The sequence below is a fragment of the Kribbella sp. NPDC026596 genome, from assembly GCF_040638415.1.
GTDB lineage: Bacteria > Actinomycetota > Actinomycetes > Propionibacteriales > Kribbellaceae > Kribbella.
On sequence record NZ_JBEZYF010000010.1, the window covers coordinates 100,814 to 117,329 of the forward strand.

At 66.9% G+C, this 16,516-nt stretch carries 13 protein-coding genes; 1 reads left to right on the forward strand and 12 read right to left on the reverse strand.

All coding sequences use genetic code 11. The features are described 5' to 3' along the window. Positions 1-9: 9 nt before the first annotated feature. The 12 genes from rpoB to AB0E63_RS11005 all read right to left on the reverse strand — a co-directional run bounded on the left by rpoB (position 10) and on the right by AB0E63_RS11005 (position 14,669). The gene (gene rpoB / locus AB0E63_RS10950) at positions 10-3,492 is read right to left on the reverse strand and encodes a DNA-directed RNA polymerase subunit beta (protein ID WP_360364133.1); all 3,483 of its coding nucleotides are present in this window, start codon (positions 3,490-3,492) and stop codon (positions 10-12) included. Between the two features lie 264 nt (positions 3,493-3,756). Then, positions 3,757-4,452: a hypothetical protein gene (locus AB0E63_RS10955; protein WP_360364135.1), complete on the reverse strand. Its 696-nt coding sequence runs from the start codon at positions 4,450-4,452 to the stop codon at positions 3,757-3,759. Further along, a complete protein-coding gene (locus AB0E63_RS10960; protein WP_360364137.1) occupies positions 4,452-4,943 on the reverse strand; it encodes a hypothetical protein in 492 nt (163 codons plus the stop codon). The genes AB0E63_RS10955 and AB0E63_RS10960 overlap by 1 nt, the downstream gene beginning before the upstream one ends. Next, positions 4,940-6,226 carry an MlaD family protein gene (locus tag AB0E63_RS10965; RefSeq protein ID WP_360364139.1) on the reverse strand — a complete coding sequence of 429 codons (1,287 nt, stop codon included), beginning with the start codon at positions 6,224-6,226 and terminating at the stop codon, positions 4,940-4,942. The genes AB0E63_RS10960 and AB0E63_RS10965 overlap by 4 nt, the downstream gene beginning before the upstream one ends. Beyond that, positions 6,223-7,452, reverse strand: coding sequence for an MCE family protein (locus AB0E63_RS10970; protein WP_360364140.1), 1,230 nt, complete (start codon positions 7,450-7,452; stop codon positions 6,223-6,225). The genes AB0E63_RS10965 and AB0E63_RS10970 overlap by 4 nt, the downstream gene beginning before the upstream one ends. Further along, the gene (locus tag AB0E63_RS10975) at positions 7,449-8,636 is read right to left on the reverse strand and encodes an MCE family protein (RefSeq protein ID WP_360364142.1); all 1,188 of its coding nucleotides are present in this window, start codon (positions 8,634-8,636) and stop codon (positions 7,449-7,451) included. The genes AB0E63_RS10970 and AB0E63_RS10975 overlap by 4 nt, the downstream gene beginning before the upstream one ends. Further along, positions 8,636-9,649 carry an MCE family protein gene (locus AB0E63_RS10980; RefSeq protein ID WP_360364143.1) on the reverse strand — a complete coding sequence of 338 codons (1,014 nt, stop codon included), beginning with the start codon at positions 9,647-9,649 and terminating at the stop codon, positions 8,636-8,638. The genes AB0E63_RS10975 and AB0E63_RS10980 overlap by 1 nt, the downstream gene beginning before the upstream one ends. Beyond that, positions 9,646-10,680 carry an MCE family protein gene (locus tag AB0E63_RS10985; RefSeq protein ID WP_360364145.1) on the reverse strand — a complete coding sequence of 345 codons (1,035 nt, stop codon included), beginning with the start codon at positions 10,678-10,680 and terminating at the stop codon, positions 9,646-9,648. The genes AB0E63_RS10980 and AB0E63_RS10985 overlap by 4 nt, the downstream gene beginning before the upstream one ends. Further along, on the reverse strand, positions 10,677-12,005 hold the full coding sequence (locus AB0E63_RS10990; RefSeq protein WP_360364147.1) for an MCE family protein: 1,329 nt from the start codon (positions 12,003-12,005) through the stop codon (positions 10,677-10,679). The genes AB0E63_RS10985 and AB0E63_RS10990 overlap by 4 nt, the downstream gene beginning before the upstream one ends. 114 nt (positions 12,006-12,119) lie before the next feature. Next, positions 12,120-12,950, reverse strand: coding sequence for an ABC transporter permease (locus tag AB0E63_RS10995; protein WP_360364149.1), 831 nt, complete (start codon positions 12,948-12,950; stop codon positions 12,120-12,122). Between the two features lies 1 nt (position 12,951). After that, positions 12,952-13,725, reverse strand: coding sequence for an ABC transporter permease (locus AB0E63_RS11000; RefSeq protein WP_360364151.1), 774 nt, complete (start codon positions 13,723-13,725; stop codon positions 12,952-12,954). After that, the gene (locus AB0E63_RS11005) at positions 13,722-14,669 is read right to left on the reverse strand and encodes an ABC transporter ATP-binding protein (protein WP_360364153.1); all 948 of its coding nucleotides are present in this window, start codon (positions 14,667-14,669) and stop codon (positions 13,722-13,724) included. The genes AB0E63_RS11000 and AB0E63_RS11005 overlap by 4 nt, the downstream gene beginning before the upstream one ends. Before the next feature lie 374 nt (positions 14,670-15,043). Here AB0E63_RS11005 and AB0E63_RS11010 point away from each other — a divergent pair, with 374 nt between their 5' ends. Beyond that, positions 15,044-16,507, forward strand: a complete 1,464-nt coding sequence (locus AB0E63_RS11010) for an alkaline phosphatase PhoX (protein WP_360364155.1) — start codon at positions 15,044-15,046, stop codon at positions 16,505-16,507. Positions 16,508-16,516 lie beyond the last annotated feature (9 nt).

Consider the following 16,516-nt stretch of genomic DNA (forward strand, 5'->3'; position numbering starts at 1 on the left):
GCAACCCGCTCAGACCTCCTCGACGCTGTTCGGCTCACGCCGGGACAGATCGATGCCCAGTTCCTCCGCTGCACGGAAGACGTCCTCCTCGCTGTCGCGCATCTCGACCCGGCTTCCGTCGGACGAGAGCACTTCCACGTTCAGACACAGGGACTGCATTTCCTTGACCAGAACCTTGAAGGACTCCGGGATACCCGGCTCCGGAATGTTCTCGCCCTTGACGATCGCCTCGTACACCTTGACCCGCCCGACGACATCGTCGGACTTGATGGTCAGCAGCTCCTGCAACGCGAAGGCGGCACCGTAGGCCTCGAGGGCCCACACCTCCATCTCTCCGAACCGCTGGCCGCCGAACTGGGCCTTACCGCCCAGCGGCTGCTGCGTGATCATCGAGTACGGACCGGTCGAGCGTGCGTGGATCTTGTCGTCGACCAGGTGGTGCAGCTTCAGCATGTACATGTAGCCGACACCGACCGGCTCCGGGAACGGCTCACCCGAACGGCCGTCGAACAGCCGGGCCTTGCCCGAGCCGTCGACCATCCGGACACCGTCACGGTTCGGCAGCGTCGAGGAGAGCAGGCCGGTGACCTCCTCCTCCTTGGCGCCGTCGAAGACCGGGGTGGCGACGTTCGTGAACGGCTCGGCCTCGCCGGCGCCGATCTTGATGAGTCGCTGGGCCCACTCTTCGGTGTTGTCCGGGTCGACCTTCCAGCCGCGGCTGGCGATCCACCCGAGGTGCGTCTCCAGCACCTGGCCGACGTTCATCCGGCCGGGCACGCCCAGCGGGTTCAGGATGATGTCGACCTGGGTGCCGTCCTCGAGGAACGGCATGTCCTCGACCGGCAGGATCTTCGAGATGACGCCCTTGTTGCCGTGGCGCCCGGCCAGCTTGTCGCCGACCGAGATCTTGCGCTTCTGGGCGACGTACACGCGGACCAGCTGGTTCACGCCCGGCGGCAGTTCGTCGCCGTTGTCGCGGTCGAAGACGCGGACACCGATGACGGTGCCCTCCTCGCCGTGCGGGACCTTCAGCGAGGTGTCGCGGACCTCACGGGCCTTCTCACCGAAGATCGCGCGCAGCAGCCGCTCCTCCGGGGTCAGCTCGGTCTCGCCCTTGGGAGTGACCTTGCCGACCAGGATGTCACCGGTGGTGACCTCGGCGCCGATCCGGATGATGCCCCGCTCGTCGAGGTCGGCCAGCATCTCGTCGGAGACGTTCGGGATGTCCCGGGTGATCTCCTCCGGACCCAGCTTGGTGTCGCGAGCGTCGACCTCGTGCTCTTCGATGTGGATCGAGGTCAGCAGGTCCTGCTGCACGACGCGCTGGGAGAGGATGATCGCGTCCTCGTAGTTGTGGCCTTCCCACGGCATGAAGGCGACCAGCATGTTGCGGCCGAGCGCCATCTCGCCCTCGTCGGTGCACGGACCGTCGGCGAGCGGCGATCCGATCTCGACCCGCTGACCGGCGTCGACCAGCGGACGCTGGTTGATGCAGGTGCCCTGGTTCGAGCGGCGGAACTTCGCCAGCCGGTAGGTCTGGTACGTGCCGTCGTCGGCGGCGACCTCGATCAGGTCGGCCGACACCTCCTTGATGACGCCGGCCTTGTCGGCCACCACCACGTCACCGGCGTCGACCGCACCGCGGAACTCCATGCCGGTACCGACCAGGGGGGCGTCCGCGGTGATCAGCGGAACGGCCTGGCGCTGCATGTTGGAGCCCATCAGGGCGCGGTTGGCGTCGTCGTGCTCGAGGAACGGGATCATCGCCGTCGCGACCGACACCATCTGGCGCGGCGAGACGTCCATGTAGTCCACGTCGTCGACCAGCACGAGCTCGACCTCACCGTGGCGCCGGCGAACCAGCACCCGGTCCTCGGCGAACTTGTCGTCGTCGGTCAGCGCCGCGTTGGCCTGCGCGATGACGAACCGGTCCTCCTCGTCCGCGGTCAGGTAGTCCACCTGGTCGGTGACCTGGCCGTCGACGACCTTGCGGTACGGCGTCTCGACGAAGCCGAACGGGTTCACCCGGCCGTACGTCGCGAGCGAGCCGATCAGGCCGATGTTCGGGCCTTCCGGGGTCTCGATCGGGCACATCCGGCCGTAGTGGGACGGGTGCACGTCGCGGACCTCGAAGCCGGCCCGCTCCCGGGACAGACCACCCGGGCCAAGAGCCGACAGGCGGCGCTTGTGGGTCAGACCCGCGATCGGGTTGGTCTGGTCCATGAACTGCGACAGCTGGGAGGTGCCGAAGAACTCCTTCAGCGCCGCCACCACCGGACGGATGTTGATCAGGGTCTGCGGCGTGATCGCCTCGACGTCCTGGGTCGTCATCCGCTCCCGGACCACACGCTCCATCCGGGCCAGGCCGGTGCGCAGCTGGTTCTGGATCAGCTCGCCGACGGTCCGCAGCCGGCGGTTGCCGAAGTGGTCGATGTCGTCTTCCTCGACCACGACCTCACCGGTCGGTGCGGGCAGCTCGGTCTTGCCTTCGTGCAGGGCCACCAGGTACTTGATCGTGGCGACGATGTCGTCGATCGTCAGCACCGCGGTGTCGTGCGCCTCGTCGCGGCCGAGCTTCTTGTTGATCTTGTAGCGGCCGACCTTGGCCAGGTCGTAGCGCTTGCCGTTGAAGTAGTAGTTGTCCAGCAGCGCCTGCGCGGCCTCGCGCGTCGGCGGTTCGCCCGGGCGCAGCTTGCGGTAGATGTCCAGCAGCGCGTCGTCCTGCCCGGAGGTGTGGTCCTTCTCCAGGGTCAGCCGGATCGACTCGTAGTCGCCGAACTCCTCCAGGATCTGCGCGTCGGTCCAGCCGAGCGCCTTCAGCAGCACGGTGACGTTCTGCTTGCGCTTGCGGTCGAGGCGGACGCCGACCATGTCGCGCTTGTCCACCTCGAACTCCAGCCACGCGCCGCGCGACGGGATGATCTTGGCGGTGAAGATGTCCTTGTCCGACGTCTTGTCCGGGGTGCGCTCGAAGTACACACCGGGCGAGCGGACGAGCTGGGACACCACGACGCGCTCGGTGCCGTTGATGACGAAGGTGCCCTTGCGCGTCATCAACGGGAAGTCACCCATGAAGACGGTCTGGCTCTTGATCTCGCCGGTCTCGTTGTTCATGAACTCGGCCGTGACGAACAGCGGCGCGGAGTAGGTGACGTCCCGCTCCTTGCACTCGTCGACCGTGTTCTTCGGAGGCTCGAAGCGGTGGTCGCGGAACGACAGCGACATGGTGCCGCTGAAGTCCTCGATCGGGGAGATCTCCTCGAAAATCTCTTCCAGGCCGGACGGGCCGGACAGTTCGGTCCGCCCCTCGGCCTCGGCGGCGGCCACACGGGCCTGCCACGTTTCGTTGCCGACCAGCCAGTCGAAACTGTCCACCTGCAGCGCAAGCAGATCCGGAACCTCGAGAGGCTCGGAAATCTTGGCGAAGGAGATGCGGCGGGAGCCGGAAACGTCGGAAATGCTGTCGGACTGGGGGTTGCGCGAGGCGACCAAGGGGCGTCCTTCCACGGGCTCGCAAAGAATCACTTCGGTGCTGGGAGCGCAGGCCAAGCCACCCCAGTCAAGTCGAGACTCAAGCCGAGGTGGGAGTAAAGGCAGCGCAAAGCAATAGGCTACCCGATACAGGCAAGCCTGTCCAATGGGGTCCGATAGTTTGCCTTCGGACCACCCTCTCCGTCAAGGACCGACCCGGTGTCTCCAGCGAGTAGATCACCCGCGAGCCTCCCGGCGCCCTCCTGGTGCGGAGTCACAAAGAGACTACAGTCCGGCGATCTCCTGGACCAGCCATTGGCCGTCCTTTCGGACCATCGTGAACCGGGTCCGGTTGAGATCCACGCGGGGTTTACCCTGCGTGATCGTGCTGGTGGTGGTCTGGTTCACGAAGATGATCAGCGTGACCCGGTCGGCGTCGCCGTCGCGGACCCCGACCTCGCGGACGTCGGCCTTGACCGTCGCCTTGGTCTTCGTGGCCAGCTCGCCGGCCACCTTCGCGGTCTCGTCGAACTTGCCGGCGAACTCCGGGGTCATCGTCGCCCGCGCCGCGGCGAAGCTCTTGTCGAGGGTCCGGTAGTCGTAGCTGAGCGCGGTCTCGGCCGCCTTCCGTCCGGCCGCCGCGGCCTGGTCGCGGGCGTCCTCGGCCTGCTTGCCCTGCCACGCCTTGACCCCGAGCACCACCGCGACGGTCAGCACCAGCACCACGGCGACCCCGAGCGCAGCGGTCAGCAGCCGCCCCAGACCGGGTTTCGCGTCACCGTGCGTAATCGCCGGCGCCTCCGAAACCTCCTCGCCGGGAGCCTCAGGAGCCTCCGGTGTGGCTGGGGTCACATCCTCCGCAGGGGTCTCCGGAATCTCTTCGGATACCTCCGGTGCCGTTTCGATGTCATTCGTTGTCACATCGACCGCCGTACGGCGCTGGCCGGCGATCCGGGGACGGTTGCGGGAGCGATCAGGCATCAGCCCACCACCTGGAGGTCGGCGGTCAGCCAGCGGTCCTTCTCCCGGACCATGTCCAGCTTGATCCGGTAGCGGCGCTCGACCCCGTCGGCCGAGGCCGTGTTCGTCACCACCGCGTTCACGATCACCAGCACCTCGGCGGAGTCCTTGTCGTTCGAGACCACCGCGGCCTCCTTCACGTCGCCCTTGGAGGTCGCCTTGTTCGCGAGTACGTCGGCCTTCACCGAGTCGATGCCGGCCTGGAACTCCTGCTTGAACTGCCCGGTGGAATCGTCGATCACCCGCTTCGAGTCAGCGTCCCAGGTGTTGTAGTCGTACGTCGTGAAGTCGAGCGCCAGCTGCCGCCCTGCCTTCATCGCGCCCTCACGCTGGGAGTCCTGCGCACTCTGCTTGCGCAGGGCGACGACAGCGATCGTCGCTCCGGCCAGTGCGATGACGAGCAGGACGCTGAGCGCCCACGCCAGAATCAGAGGGCCACGCTTGGAGGTCACTTGCTGGTCACCGGTCCGAGGATGAGGGCTTTCCAGGAGTCGCTGCCGAGCAGATCGGCCTGGCCGCCGGTCGAGCCGAGGACCATGTCCGGCGTGCCCGCGGATCCGCCGGCGTCACCGGTGGCCGGGTCGTAGCCGAGGCCGTATCCGGTGCGGTTCAGGTCGCGCGACGACGGGCTCGGCTTGTTCTGCGCGCCGCGGACGTTCACGCCTGTGGTCGGGCTCGCGGTACAGCTCGCCTTGTTGTTGGCCGCCGTGTTCGACAGGTCCTGCGGGATCCGCTTGTCGGTCCCGCCGTACCCGGGCCGGCAGGCGGGCGGGGTGAAGCCGAGCACCAGGCCGAAGTGCGCGTCGTAGTGCCCGTCGGCGTTCTTCGCGGGGACGACGTACCCGCCCATCGCGACCGCCGGATACACCACGAACAGCTGCTCGACGGCGTCCAGCCGGACCGCGGTGATCTCGTTCACCGTCAGCAGGTTACCCAGCAGCACCGCGATGTCCGCACGGTTGTCCGTGATCAGGCCGGTCACCTGCTCCGAGGCGGCCGAGCCCTGGTCGATCACCTGGCGCAGGTTCGCGTCCGAGCTGACCAGGGTGTCCGACAGCAGCGCGAGGTTCTTCGCCCAGGTCTTGATCGCGTCGCCGCTGGCCACCTGAGTGGCGAGCACGGTGTCGCCGTCGTTGATCAGCTTGATCGTCTGCAGGACGTTCGCGTCGGCGTCGTCGATCAGCGTGCCGGAACTGTCGATGATCCGCTGCAGGTCGGTGCCCCGGCCCTTCAGCGCGGCGCCGAGCTCGCGCACCGTGGTCTGCAGACTCTGTTTGTCGACGGAGTTGACCAGCTGGTCGAGGTTCAGCAGCAGCTCGGTGGTGTCGATCGGGATCGCGGTGTCGTCGCGGGCGATCTTGGAGTTGTTCTGCAGGTACGGACCGTCGTCCCGGCGGGGCTGCAGGTCGACGTACTGCTCGCCGATCGCGGACCGGTTCGCGACCACCGCGAGCAGGTCGTTCGGGATCTTCGTCTTCTTGTCGATGTCGAGGTTCACCTCGACGCCGTCGGGCAGCAGCTTGAGCTGGCCGACCCGGCCGACCGGCTGGCCGCGGTACGTGACCTCGGCACCGGTGAAGATGCCGCCGGACTCGGCGAAGCTGGCGCTGACCGTGTAGTCCTCGTCGAAGAACAGCTTGTCAACCTGGGCGTACTTCGCGCCCACGAAGGCCACGCCGACGACGGTGATCAGCAGGAACACCATCAGCTGGATCCGGACCGTTCTGGTGATCACTTGGCCACCCCCGGCATCAGGGCCCGGGCCAGGTCGGGATCGAACCCGGACCGGTTGAGCTTCTGCGTACAGACCGGCAGCCCGAGCAGGGTGATGCAGGTCGTCGCCGTACTCGTCGGCACCGGCAGCGACGGCAGGCCGCCGCTCGTCGGATTGTGCAGCGGGATGCTCAGCCGCGGAACCGGGATGGACGACGGGCCGGCCGTGGGCAGCTTGAGCCCGAGGATGCCCTGCAGGGCCTTCTGGGTGTTCACGTCGAGCGTGATGCCCAGGTTGGTGAAGTCACCGCCGACCGCCTTCGCGGCCTGGTCCGGGAACGGGTAGGTGAGCAGCAGCTCCAGCGACTTCGGCAGGTTCTCCCCCGCCTCGGCCAGTTTGGTCAGGATCGGGTAGAGCGACTGCAGGTTCGCGACCAGGTCCTTCTGGGCCGACGTGATCACCCGGGTCGCGGTGTTGCCCAGCGTCGCCAGCGCCTGCAGCGTGTTGACCAGAGCCGCGCGCTGCTTGTCCAGGGTGGCGATCGACTTCGGCAGCGAGTCGATCGCGGTCGCCAGCGTCGCCTTCTGCGCGTTCAGCTTCTTGGCCAGCGCGTCGACCGCGGTGATCGCGGTGACGATCCGCTGCTTGTTCTGGTCCAGGGTGCCGACGAACGTGTTCAGCTGGGTCAGCACGCTGCGGATGGCCGGCTCGTTGCCGGTCAGCGCCTTGTTCAGCTCCTGGGTGATGATCTGCAGCTGGGCCACGCCGCCGCCGTTCAGCAGCAGCGAGAGCGCCGACAGGACTTCCTCGACCTCGACGTTGCTGGTGGTCCGGGACAGCGGGATGACCTCGCCGTTGTCGAGCTTGCCGCGCGGCTGCTCCGTCCCGGTCGGCCGCGCGAGCGACACGAACTTCTCGCCCAGCAGGCTGGTCTGGCGGATCGTCGCGTGCGTGTTGTCCGGCAGGTCGAGGCTCTTCGGCAGCTTGATCCGGACCTTGGCGACGTACCCGTCCAGCCAGACCTTCTGGACCGTGCCGACGGTGACGTCGTCGACCTTCACCGACGACTTCGGCACGAGGTCCAGGACGTCGGCGAACTCGACCGTGACCGTGTACGACGGTCCTTTGATCTTCGCGCCACCGGGCAGCGGCAGCGAGTACACACTGAAATCACATCCGGTCAGCAACAGCACCAACCCGAGCACTCCGGCGACTATCGACGTACGGCGTTGGATTCTGGGTTTCACTTGACCAGCCCCCCGAGCGTCGGGTCGACCGGGTCCGGGCTGTTCAACGGCGCCTTGGGCAGCGGGGCCCACGGCGTACCGGCGGGGCCGCCGCTGGCGGGAGCGCTGCCGGTCAGCTGGCTCAGCAGCGGCAGCTTCGGCAGGGCGTCAAGGACCGGCTTCAGCGCCGAGCAGGTCGACAGTGGCTGGTTCGCCTGCCGGAGCAGGAAGCAGATGAAGTTCGCCGGATCATCCAGCTGAGCCAGGTTGATCCGCTGGTCCAGCGTCCCGTACTGCGGGTTGTAGATGCGGGCCAGGTTGCCCAGGCCGAGCGGCGCCGTGTCGAGCACCTCGGCGATCGCGGCCTTCTCCTTGACCAGGATCGCCGACAGATCGGCGGCGCTGGAGACCGTGGTCTTCACCAGCGTCCGGTTGTCCTTGACGAACGTCGCGACCTCGCCGAGCGCGGTCGCCAGCAGCGACAGCGCGGCCGAGAGGTCCTTGCGTTCCCCGGCCAGCGTGGTCGAGGTGGCGGCGAAGTTGTTGTTGAACTGCCGGACCAGCTGGTCGTTCGCGGCCAACGCGGACACGAACATCTGCAACTGCCGGATCGTGCTGAACAGGCTCTGCGAGTTGCCCGCGAGCGTGCCGGTCAGCTTGGACACGTCGGTGATGGTCTGGTTCAGCTTGGCGCCCTGACCGTTCAGGTTCTTCGCCGAGACGTCCAGCAGCCGCGACAGCGCGCCCTGGTCGTTCGCGCCCTTCGGGCCGAGGGCGACGGACAGGTCGTTCAGGCTCTGGTAGATCTGGTCCAGCTCCAGCGGTACGGCGGTCCGCGCGAGCGGGATCTCGGCACCGTCGGCCATCACGTCGCCCTTGGAGTACGCCGGCGTCAGCTGGACGTACCGGTCGGCCACGATGGACGGCGCCGCGATGACTGCCTTGGCGGTGGCCGGCACCTTGTGCTTGGCCTCCCACCAGAACTTCACCCGGACGGTCCGCCCGGCCGGGGTGACGCTCTCCACCTCGCCGACCTTGATCCCGAGGATCCGGACGTCGGAGCCCGGGTAGACCGAGACCGCGCGCGGGAAGTACGCCGTCGCCGTGACGCGATCGGGATGCGGCCACAGCGTCACCACGCTGACCGCGAGGATCACCAGGACCACCGCGATCGCGATCAACCGGGACAGGGAAGCGATCCGCATCAGCCACCACCTCCCAGGACCGGGGGCAGGCCGGGAATCGGGATGCTCGGCGCCGGGATCTCCGGGACCGGGACCAGGTTCTGCACGTAGGTGTCGAACCACGGGCCGGTGCCGAGGGTGTTGGTGAAGAGCCGGACGAACGGCGCCAGCCCGCGGATGCTCGCGTCCAGGTCGTTCTGGTTCTTCAGCAGGACCGCGAGTACGGCGTTCACCTTCGTCAGCGTCGGGCCGAGATCCTTGCGGTTCTCCCGGACCAGCGCGGTGATCTGCGCGGACAGCTTCTGCGTCGACACCAGCAACTGGTGGATCAGCGCCCGGCGGGCCTGGACCGCCTGGAAGACGGTGTTGCCGTCCTTCATCAGCTTGATCAGCTGCTGGTTGCGGTCGGCAAGCACCTTGGTGACCACGTTCGAGTGCTGCAGCAGCAGCTTGAGCTGCTCGTCACGCTTGGCCACGTTCCGGGACAGCCGGGACAGGCCGGTCAGCGACGCCTGCACCTCTTCCGGGGTGTTCTTGAAGGTCGCCGACAGCGTGTCCAGCGCCTTGGCCAGCTGCGCGGAGTCGATCCGCTCGGTTGTGTTGGCGAGATCCGAGAAGGCGTCCACCACGTCGTACGCCGAGACCGTCCGGGCCAGCGGGATCTCCGACCCGGGCTTGAGCGAACCGCCGCCGGCCGGGTTCAGCTTCAGGTACTTCTGGCCGAGCAGCGTCTTGATCTTCATCTCGGCGCCGGTCTGGTCGCCGAGCTTCACGCCCTTGTCGACCACGAAGTCGACCCGGACGTGCGTACCTTCGAGCTCGACCTTGCGGACCTGCCCGACCCGTACGCCAGCCACCCGGATCTCGTCGTTCGGCTTCAGCCCGCCGGCCTCGGAGAACTGCGCCGAGTACTTCGTCCCGCCACCGATCAACGGCAGGTCCTGAGCCTTGAACGCGGCCAGCATGATCAAGCCGATCACCGTCAGGCCGACGACGCCGATGGTCACCTGGTTCTGTTCCCGGAAGGGTTTCACGGCTTCTTGCACCTCGCCGAGTTGTTGTCGTAGGCGACCGGGATGCGGGTGCCGATGGGCAGCGTGACGTTGCCGTCGAAGTTGCACAGGTAGAAGTTGAACCAGGAGCCGTACGACGCGGTCCGGGTCATCGTGTTCAGCTTCTCCGGCATGTTCTGCAGCGTCTTCACCCAGATCCCCTGGGTGTCGTCCAGGGTGGTCGCGACGGTGCGGAGCCGGTCCAGGTCCGCCTTGATCGGCACCCGGGTCTGCTGCAGCAGGCCGGCCGTCTTGGTGTTCAGCGAGTTGATCGAACCGAGGCTGTTCAGGATGGGGTTGATGTCCTGGCTGAGCCCGGTGATGAACTGCTGGAGGTTCACCAGCAACTGGGAGAAGTTCTGCTGTCGCTGGGAGACGATCTGCAGGGTGGCGGTCAGATTCGTGATCAGGTCGCCGATCACCTGGTCCGCGTCGGCCAGCGTGGTGGTCAACGACGCGGTCTTGGCCAGCAGCGACTCGATCGTGCCGCCCTCACCCTGCAGCACCTTGATCACCTCGAAGGCGAACTGGTTCACGTCCGCCGGGGTGAGCGCGGTGAACAGCGGCTTGAACCCGTTGAACAACACCGACAGGTCGAGCGCCGGCGACGTACGTTCCTTCGGGATGACGGCGTTCTTCTTCAGCCGATCACCACCGCCGACGCCGTCGGTCAGCGCGACGTACCGGTTGCCGACCAGGTTCCGGTACCGCAGCGTGGCGTGCGTGGAGGCGTCGAGGACCTGGTCGGAGTCGACGCTGAACGTCACCATCGCCAAGGTGTCCTGATAGAGCGCGATCTTGTCGACCTGGCCGACCTTCACGCCGGCGATCCGGATGTCGTCACCCTTGTTCAGCCCGACCGCGTCCGTGAACACGGCCCGGTACTTCGTCGTCGGATTGAAGCTGATGTTCCCGATCGTCACCGCCAGCAGCGCGGTCGCGACCGTGGTGACAACCACGAAGATCGCCAGCCTGACGGTGTCGAGCGAGGTCTTCTTGTCGAGGATCTTCACTTCAGATTCACCTGCCCTCCGCGGAGGAGGGGCCCGACCATCAGGGTGGTCAGATCGGGTACGTCGGTCGCCGGGATGCCCATCTCCGGGGCCACGACCGAGTCGATCACCTTCTGCTCGGCCGGCGTACCGACGCCTTGGGTGTCCATGTCGAAGCCCGGCATCGCACGATTGAGCTGCAGGTTCAGCGGGAAGCGCTGGTTCTTGTTGTGGTCGCCGATCACGCCGTCGTCACCGGTGATGTACGGCGCCGGGTTCTCCTGCGTGTACGGGCCGGGCTTCGAGCCGGGGTGGCTGTAGTTCCTCCCGACGCAGGTCGGCCCACGGTGGTCCTTGTACGCCGGAAGCTCGTTCGGCTCGTACGGCGTCGGCTGGTTGGTGATCAGCTCGAGGTTGATGTTCAGCCGGCCGTTCCGGAACGTGTCGTTCAGGATCGGGGCCGTGTCGGTCATCACCTTGAGGAAGCACGGCACCTCGGGTGAGTACTTCTCCAGCAGGTCCAGCACCGGCCGGCTGACCTCGCCGAGCCGGATCACCCGGTCCTCGTTCGCCTTCAGGAACGTGTTGCCGGTCGTGGACAGCGTCTGCACGTCGACGAAGAACTTCTGCAACTGCACCTGCTTCTCCACCACGGTGTTGCCGGTGATGGTCAGGTTGCGCAGCGCGCGGACGAGGTCCGGTGTCGCGTCGCCGTACAACTGGGCGACCTGGGTGAGCTTGGTCAAGGCGTCCATCAGCTTCGGGACGTTCGGGTTCAGCTTCTTCAGGTACGCATCGAGCTGGGTCAGCGTGCCCGCGATCTCGGCGCCGCGGCCTTCCAGTGCGGTGGCCAGCGTGTTCAGGGTGGCGTTCAGGTCCGCCGGGTCGACCGCCTGCAGCAGCGGGAGCGCGTCGTTCAGCACCTTCTCGATCTCGATGCCGACCGCGGTCTTGTCCCGGGAGATCACGTCGCCGGCCTTGATGTGCTGGCCTTCCGGTCCGCTCGGCGGGACCAGGGCGACGTACTTCTCGCCGAACAGCGTCTTGGGCAGGATCCGGGCGCTGACCGCGCTGGAGATCTCGCTCACCTGATCAGGCTTGAGCGCCAACTGCACGGTCGCCTCGTCGCCGTCGGTGGAGACCCCGCGGACCTCGCCGACGATGATGCCGCGCAGCTTCACATCGGCGTGCTCGTTGAGTTGCAGGCCGATGTGGCTGGTCTTCAGTTCCACGTCGACGGTCTTGGTGAAGACCTTGGCGTAGAAGGCGTAGGTCAGCCAGAGCAGGAAGCAGACCACGCCGATGAAGGCGACGCCCAGGATCTTGTGCGAGATCAGTTTGGTCACGGGGCCTCCCGTCGTGGACTGAGGAGCGAAGCGACCGGAGCGAGGAGGGAAGGACGGGAGGCAGAGCCCCGTGACCACCCACGCCGGAGGCGTGGCATCAATACAGTCATGGCGTCACCCGGCCAGCCTGACAGTGGTCGTCGTACCCCAGATCGCCATCGACAGCAGCAGGTCGACGACGTTGATGACGACGATGGACGTCCGTACGGCGCGGCCGACGGCGACGCCCACTCCGGCCGGACCGCCGGTCGCGTGGTAGCCGTGGTAGCAGTGCACCAGGATCACCAGCACGGAGAAGACGAGCACCTTCCCGAACGACCAGAGCACGTCACCGGGTGGCAGGAACAGATGGAAGTAATGGTCGTACGTGCCGGTGCTCTGCCCGTAGAACGTGGTCACGGTGAGTCTGGTGGCGAAGTACGACGACAGCAGGCCGACGACGTACAGCGGGATGACCGCGATCAGGCCGGCGATGATCCGGGTGGTGACCAGGAACGGCAGTGACGGGATCGCCATCACCTCGAGGGCGTCGATCTCCTCGCTGATCCGCATCGCGCCGAGCTGCGCGGTGAACCCGCAGCCGACCGTCGCGGCCAGCGCGATCCCGGCGATCAGCGGGCCGATCTCGCGGGTGTTGATGTAGGCGCTGACGAAGCCGGCGAAGGCCGACGTACCGATCTGGTTCAGCGCCGAGTAGCCCTGCAGGCCGACCTCGGTGCCGGTGAAGAAGGCCAGGAAGGTGATCACGCCGACCGTGCCGCCGATCACCGCGAGCGCTCCGGTGCCCAGCGTGACCTCGGCCAGCAGCCGGAAGATCTCCTTGCGATACCGGGTGATCGACTTGCCGGACCAGGCCAGAGCCTTGATGTAGAAGGCCAACTGCTCGCCCAGCCGGTCGAGTGAGTTGAGCGGCTTCTTTACCAGCGTGTCCACCAAGGCCGACATGTCAGGCCCCCTTCGGCGGGACGAGCTGGAAGTAGATCGCCGTCATCGAGAAGTTCGCGACGAACAGCAGCATGAAGGTGATGACGACGGACTGGTTCACCGCGTCGCCGACACCCTTCGGGCCGCCGCCCGCGTTGACACCCTTGTACGACGCGACCACCGCCGCGATGAATCCGAACACCAGGGCCTTCGCCTGGCCCTGCCACAGGTCGGGCAGGTGCGCGAGCGCGGTGAACGAGGCGATGTAGCTACCGGGAGTGCCGTCCTGCAGGACGACGTTGAAGACGTAGCCGCCCATCACGCCGACCACGCTGACGAAACCGTTCAGGAAGAAGGCGACCAGCATCGTCGCCAGCACCCGCGGCACCACCAGCCGCTGGATCGGGTCGATGCCGAGCACCATCATCGCGTCGAGCTCCTCGCGGATCTTGCGCGAGCCCAGGTCGGCGCAGATCGCGGAGCCGCCGGCGCCGGCGATCAGCAGTGCGGTCGCGATCGGCGAGGCCTCCCTGACGACAGCCAGGACCGCGGCTGAACCGGTGAACGCCTGCGCGCCGAACTGCTTGATCAGGCCGCCGACCTGCAGCGCGATCACCGCGCCGAACGGGATGGCGACCAGCGCGGTCGGGATGATCGTCACGCTGGCGACGAACCAGGCCTGCTGCAGGAACTCCCGCAGCTGGAACGGACGCCGGACCGAGGCCCGGGCGGTGTCGAGAGCGAAAGCGAACAGATTGCCGGCATGCTTCAGCGGGGCGGTGGCAGAAACGGTCACGTGACTCCCACCGTCGTGTCCGCGAAGGATCCTGGCGGCGGGGTGACGCCGTTCTCGCGGCACCACTCGCCCGGCGGGCGCTGGGTCGGCCGGAGCATGCCGCTGCTGGGCAGCTGCTGGATCGGGATCGGCGGCAGCGGGGGCAGTTCCTGGCCGGCCTCGGCGGCGAGCTCGTCGGCGTCCTTCTCCTCGGACATGCCGATCGGGCCGATCATCTGCGCATTGAGGAACTGCCGGACCACCGGCTCCTCGCTGGACAGCAGCATCTCGCGCGGGCCGAACATCGCCAGGTGCTTGTGGTACAGCATGCCGATGTTGTCCGGCACCGTCCGCGCGGTGTTCACGTCGTGGGTGACGATCAGGAAGGTCGGGCCGAACGCCTCGTTGAGGTCGATCATCACCTGGTTCAGGAACGACGTACGCACGGGGTCCAGACCGGAGTCGGGTTCGTCGACGAGCAGGATCTCGGGGTCGAGCACGAGCGCCCGGGCCAGCCCGGCCCGCTTGCGCATCCCGCCGGAGATTTCGCCCGGCAGCTTCTTCTCCGCGCCGACCAGTCCGACCATCTCCATCTTCTCCATCACGATGGAGAAGATGTCGGACTCGGACTTCTTGGTGTGCTCGCGGAGCGGGAAGGCGACGTTGTCGTAGAGGTTCATCGAGCCGAACATCGCGCCGTCCTGGAACAGCACGCCGAACAGCCGCCTGATCTCGTAGAGCTCGCGCTCGGAGCAGGTGGCGATGTCGGTGCCCTCGATGAACACGTGGCCCTTGTCGGGCTTGAGCAGACCGATCAGCGTCTTGAGGAAGACAGACTTGCCGGTGCCGGACGGGCCGAGCATCACGCAGATCTCACCGGCCGGCAGAGTCAGGGACACGTCGCCCCAGATCAGCTGGCTTCCGAAGGACTTGGTGAGACCTTCGACGCGGACTTCTACGCCCACCGGTCCTCCTCACGGGAAAGTCTGTCTGGCCCCGAACCGACGAGTTTCTGCCCGGTCCAACGAGGCACGGTCGCCTAGGTTACGCGCGAGTACGGTTTTGCGTAACCCCCGCATGTCAAGCGATTGACAAGGCGTCACGCTCTGGTCACGTCGATCACGCTGTGCTCATAGCACGTGACACGCGGCTGCGGGTGATCCTAGCGACTGCCGAGGTCCCGGTACGCCGGACCCCTCCGGGACCACCGGTGAAACTGGTATCGCAGCGCAATCGGGTCGACATACAACGCGATCACGGGTGCGAGATCTGTCCGGGATTCCGGCCGAAAGATAGCTTCGACGCAAGGGTTTGGCACGACCGAGGAGGGGATCCACGGATGAGCATCGAACGACGAACATTCCTGAGGGGAAGCGCGGCCCTTGCGGGCGGTGTGCTCGCGGGCGGGCCGTTCCAGGGATTCGTGGCCCGGGAGGCAGTCGCCGACGAGACGGACAACCCGTCGTTCCGGACGCTGCGTGCGATCCCGGACCAGCGCGACGGCGCTGTCCGGCTCCATCTGCCGGAAGGATTCGCCTACCGGTCGTTCCACGACACCGAGTTCCCGGTCGTGCTGGGTGACGGCACGAACCTGCCCGGACGGCACGACGGCATGGGTGCGTTCCAGCGCCGCAACGGCAACGTGCTGCTCGTCCGCAACCACGAGCTGAACAATCCGGGCGCACCGTTCGGACCGGGTACGCCGTACGACGCCATGGCGCAGGGTGGTACGACGACCGTCGAGGTGACGCGCTTCGGTGTCGTGGTCGACGCCTACACCAGCCTGAACGGCACGATGATGAACTGCAGCGGCGGGATCATGCCGTGGGGCAGCTGGATCACCTGCGAGGAGACGGTGAACGGGCCGGACGTCGGACCGGACTTCACCGGGGCGTCGAACGTGCCGCTGACCAAGCCGCACGGCTTCGTCTTCGAGGTCCCGGCCGGCGGGCAGGCGGACCGGCAGCCGATCACCCACGCCGGCCGGTTCGCGCACGAGGCCGTCTCGTTCGACCCCAGGACGGGGATTCTCTACCTGACCGAGGACAACTTCGCGTTCCCGTCCGGCTTCTACCGCTATCTCCCGCGCCGGAATCCGGTGACCCATGGGCGGCTGGAGGACGGTGGCCGGTTGCAGATGCTGGCCGTCAAGGGCCGCCCGAACCTGAACCTGGCCGCCGAGCAGCCGCGGCGGGCGACGTACGACGTGCAGTGGGTCGACATCGACGACCCGGCACCGACGTTCCCGTACACACCGGGTCAGACCGCGCCGACCACGAACGACCAGGCACTCGTGTACGTCGGTGACCAGGGTCGTGCGCAAGGTGCGGCGTACTTCTCCCGGCTCGAAGGACAGGTGTACGACGACAACGTCGTGTACTTCTGCTCGACACAGGGTGGTGGCGTGGCCGAGACCGGCCCGGATCCGGTCGGTGGCTACGGCAACGGTTTCGGCCAGATTTGGGCATATCACACCCGGGCGCAGAAGCTGCAGCTGATCTATCAGTCGCCGAACCGGGCGACGCTCGACTTCCCGGACAACGTCACCAGCAGCCCGCGGGGAACCCTGGTGCTCTGCGAGGACAACACCGAGGACAACTACCTGCGCGGCCTGTCCCGCGGTGGTCAGCTGTGGGACATCGCTCTGAACCGGCTCGTCGGCAGCAACGGAGCCCCGCGGTTCGGCGACGAGTTCGCCGGCTCCACCTTCAGCCCGGACGGGCACACGCTGTTCGTCAACATCCAGGCGAGTCGCGGCATGACGTTCGCGATCTGGGGTCCCTGGCACCGGATCGGCGTCTGACCGTCTCGG

Excerpts from the sequence above, each read along its gene's own strand:
- AB0E63_RS11010 (WP_360364155.1), top strand. The coding sequence starts at position 15,044 with ATGAGCATCGAACGACGAACATTCCTGAGGGGAAGCGCGGCCCTTGCG.
- AB0E63_RS10995 (WP_360364149.1), bottom strand. The coding sequence starts at position 12,950 with ATGTCGGCCTTGGTGGACACGCTGGTAAAGAAGCCGCTCAACTCACTC.
- AB0E63_RS10975 (WP_360364142.1), bottom strand. The coding sequence starts at position 8,636 with ATGCGGATCGCTTCCCTGTCCCGGTTGATCGCGATCGCGGTGGTCCTG.
- AB0E63_RS10955 (WP_360364135.1), bottom strand. The coding sequence starts at position 4,452 with ATGCCTGATCGCTCCCGCAACCGTCCCCGGATCGCCGGCCAGCGCCGT.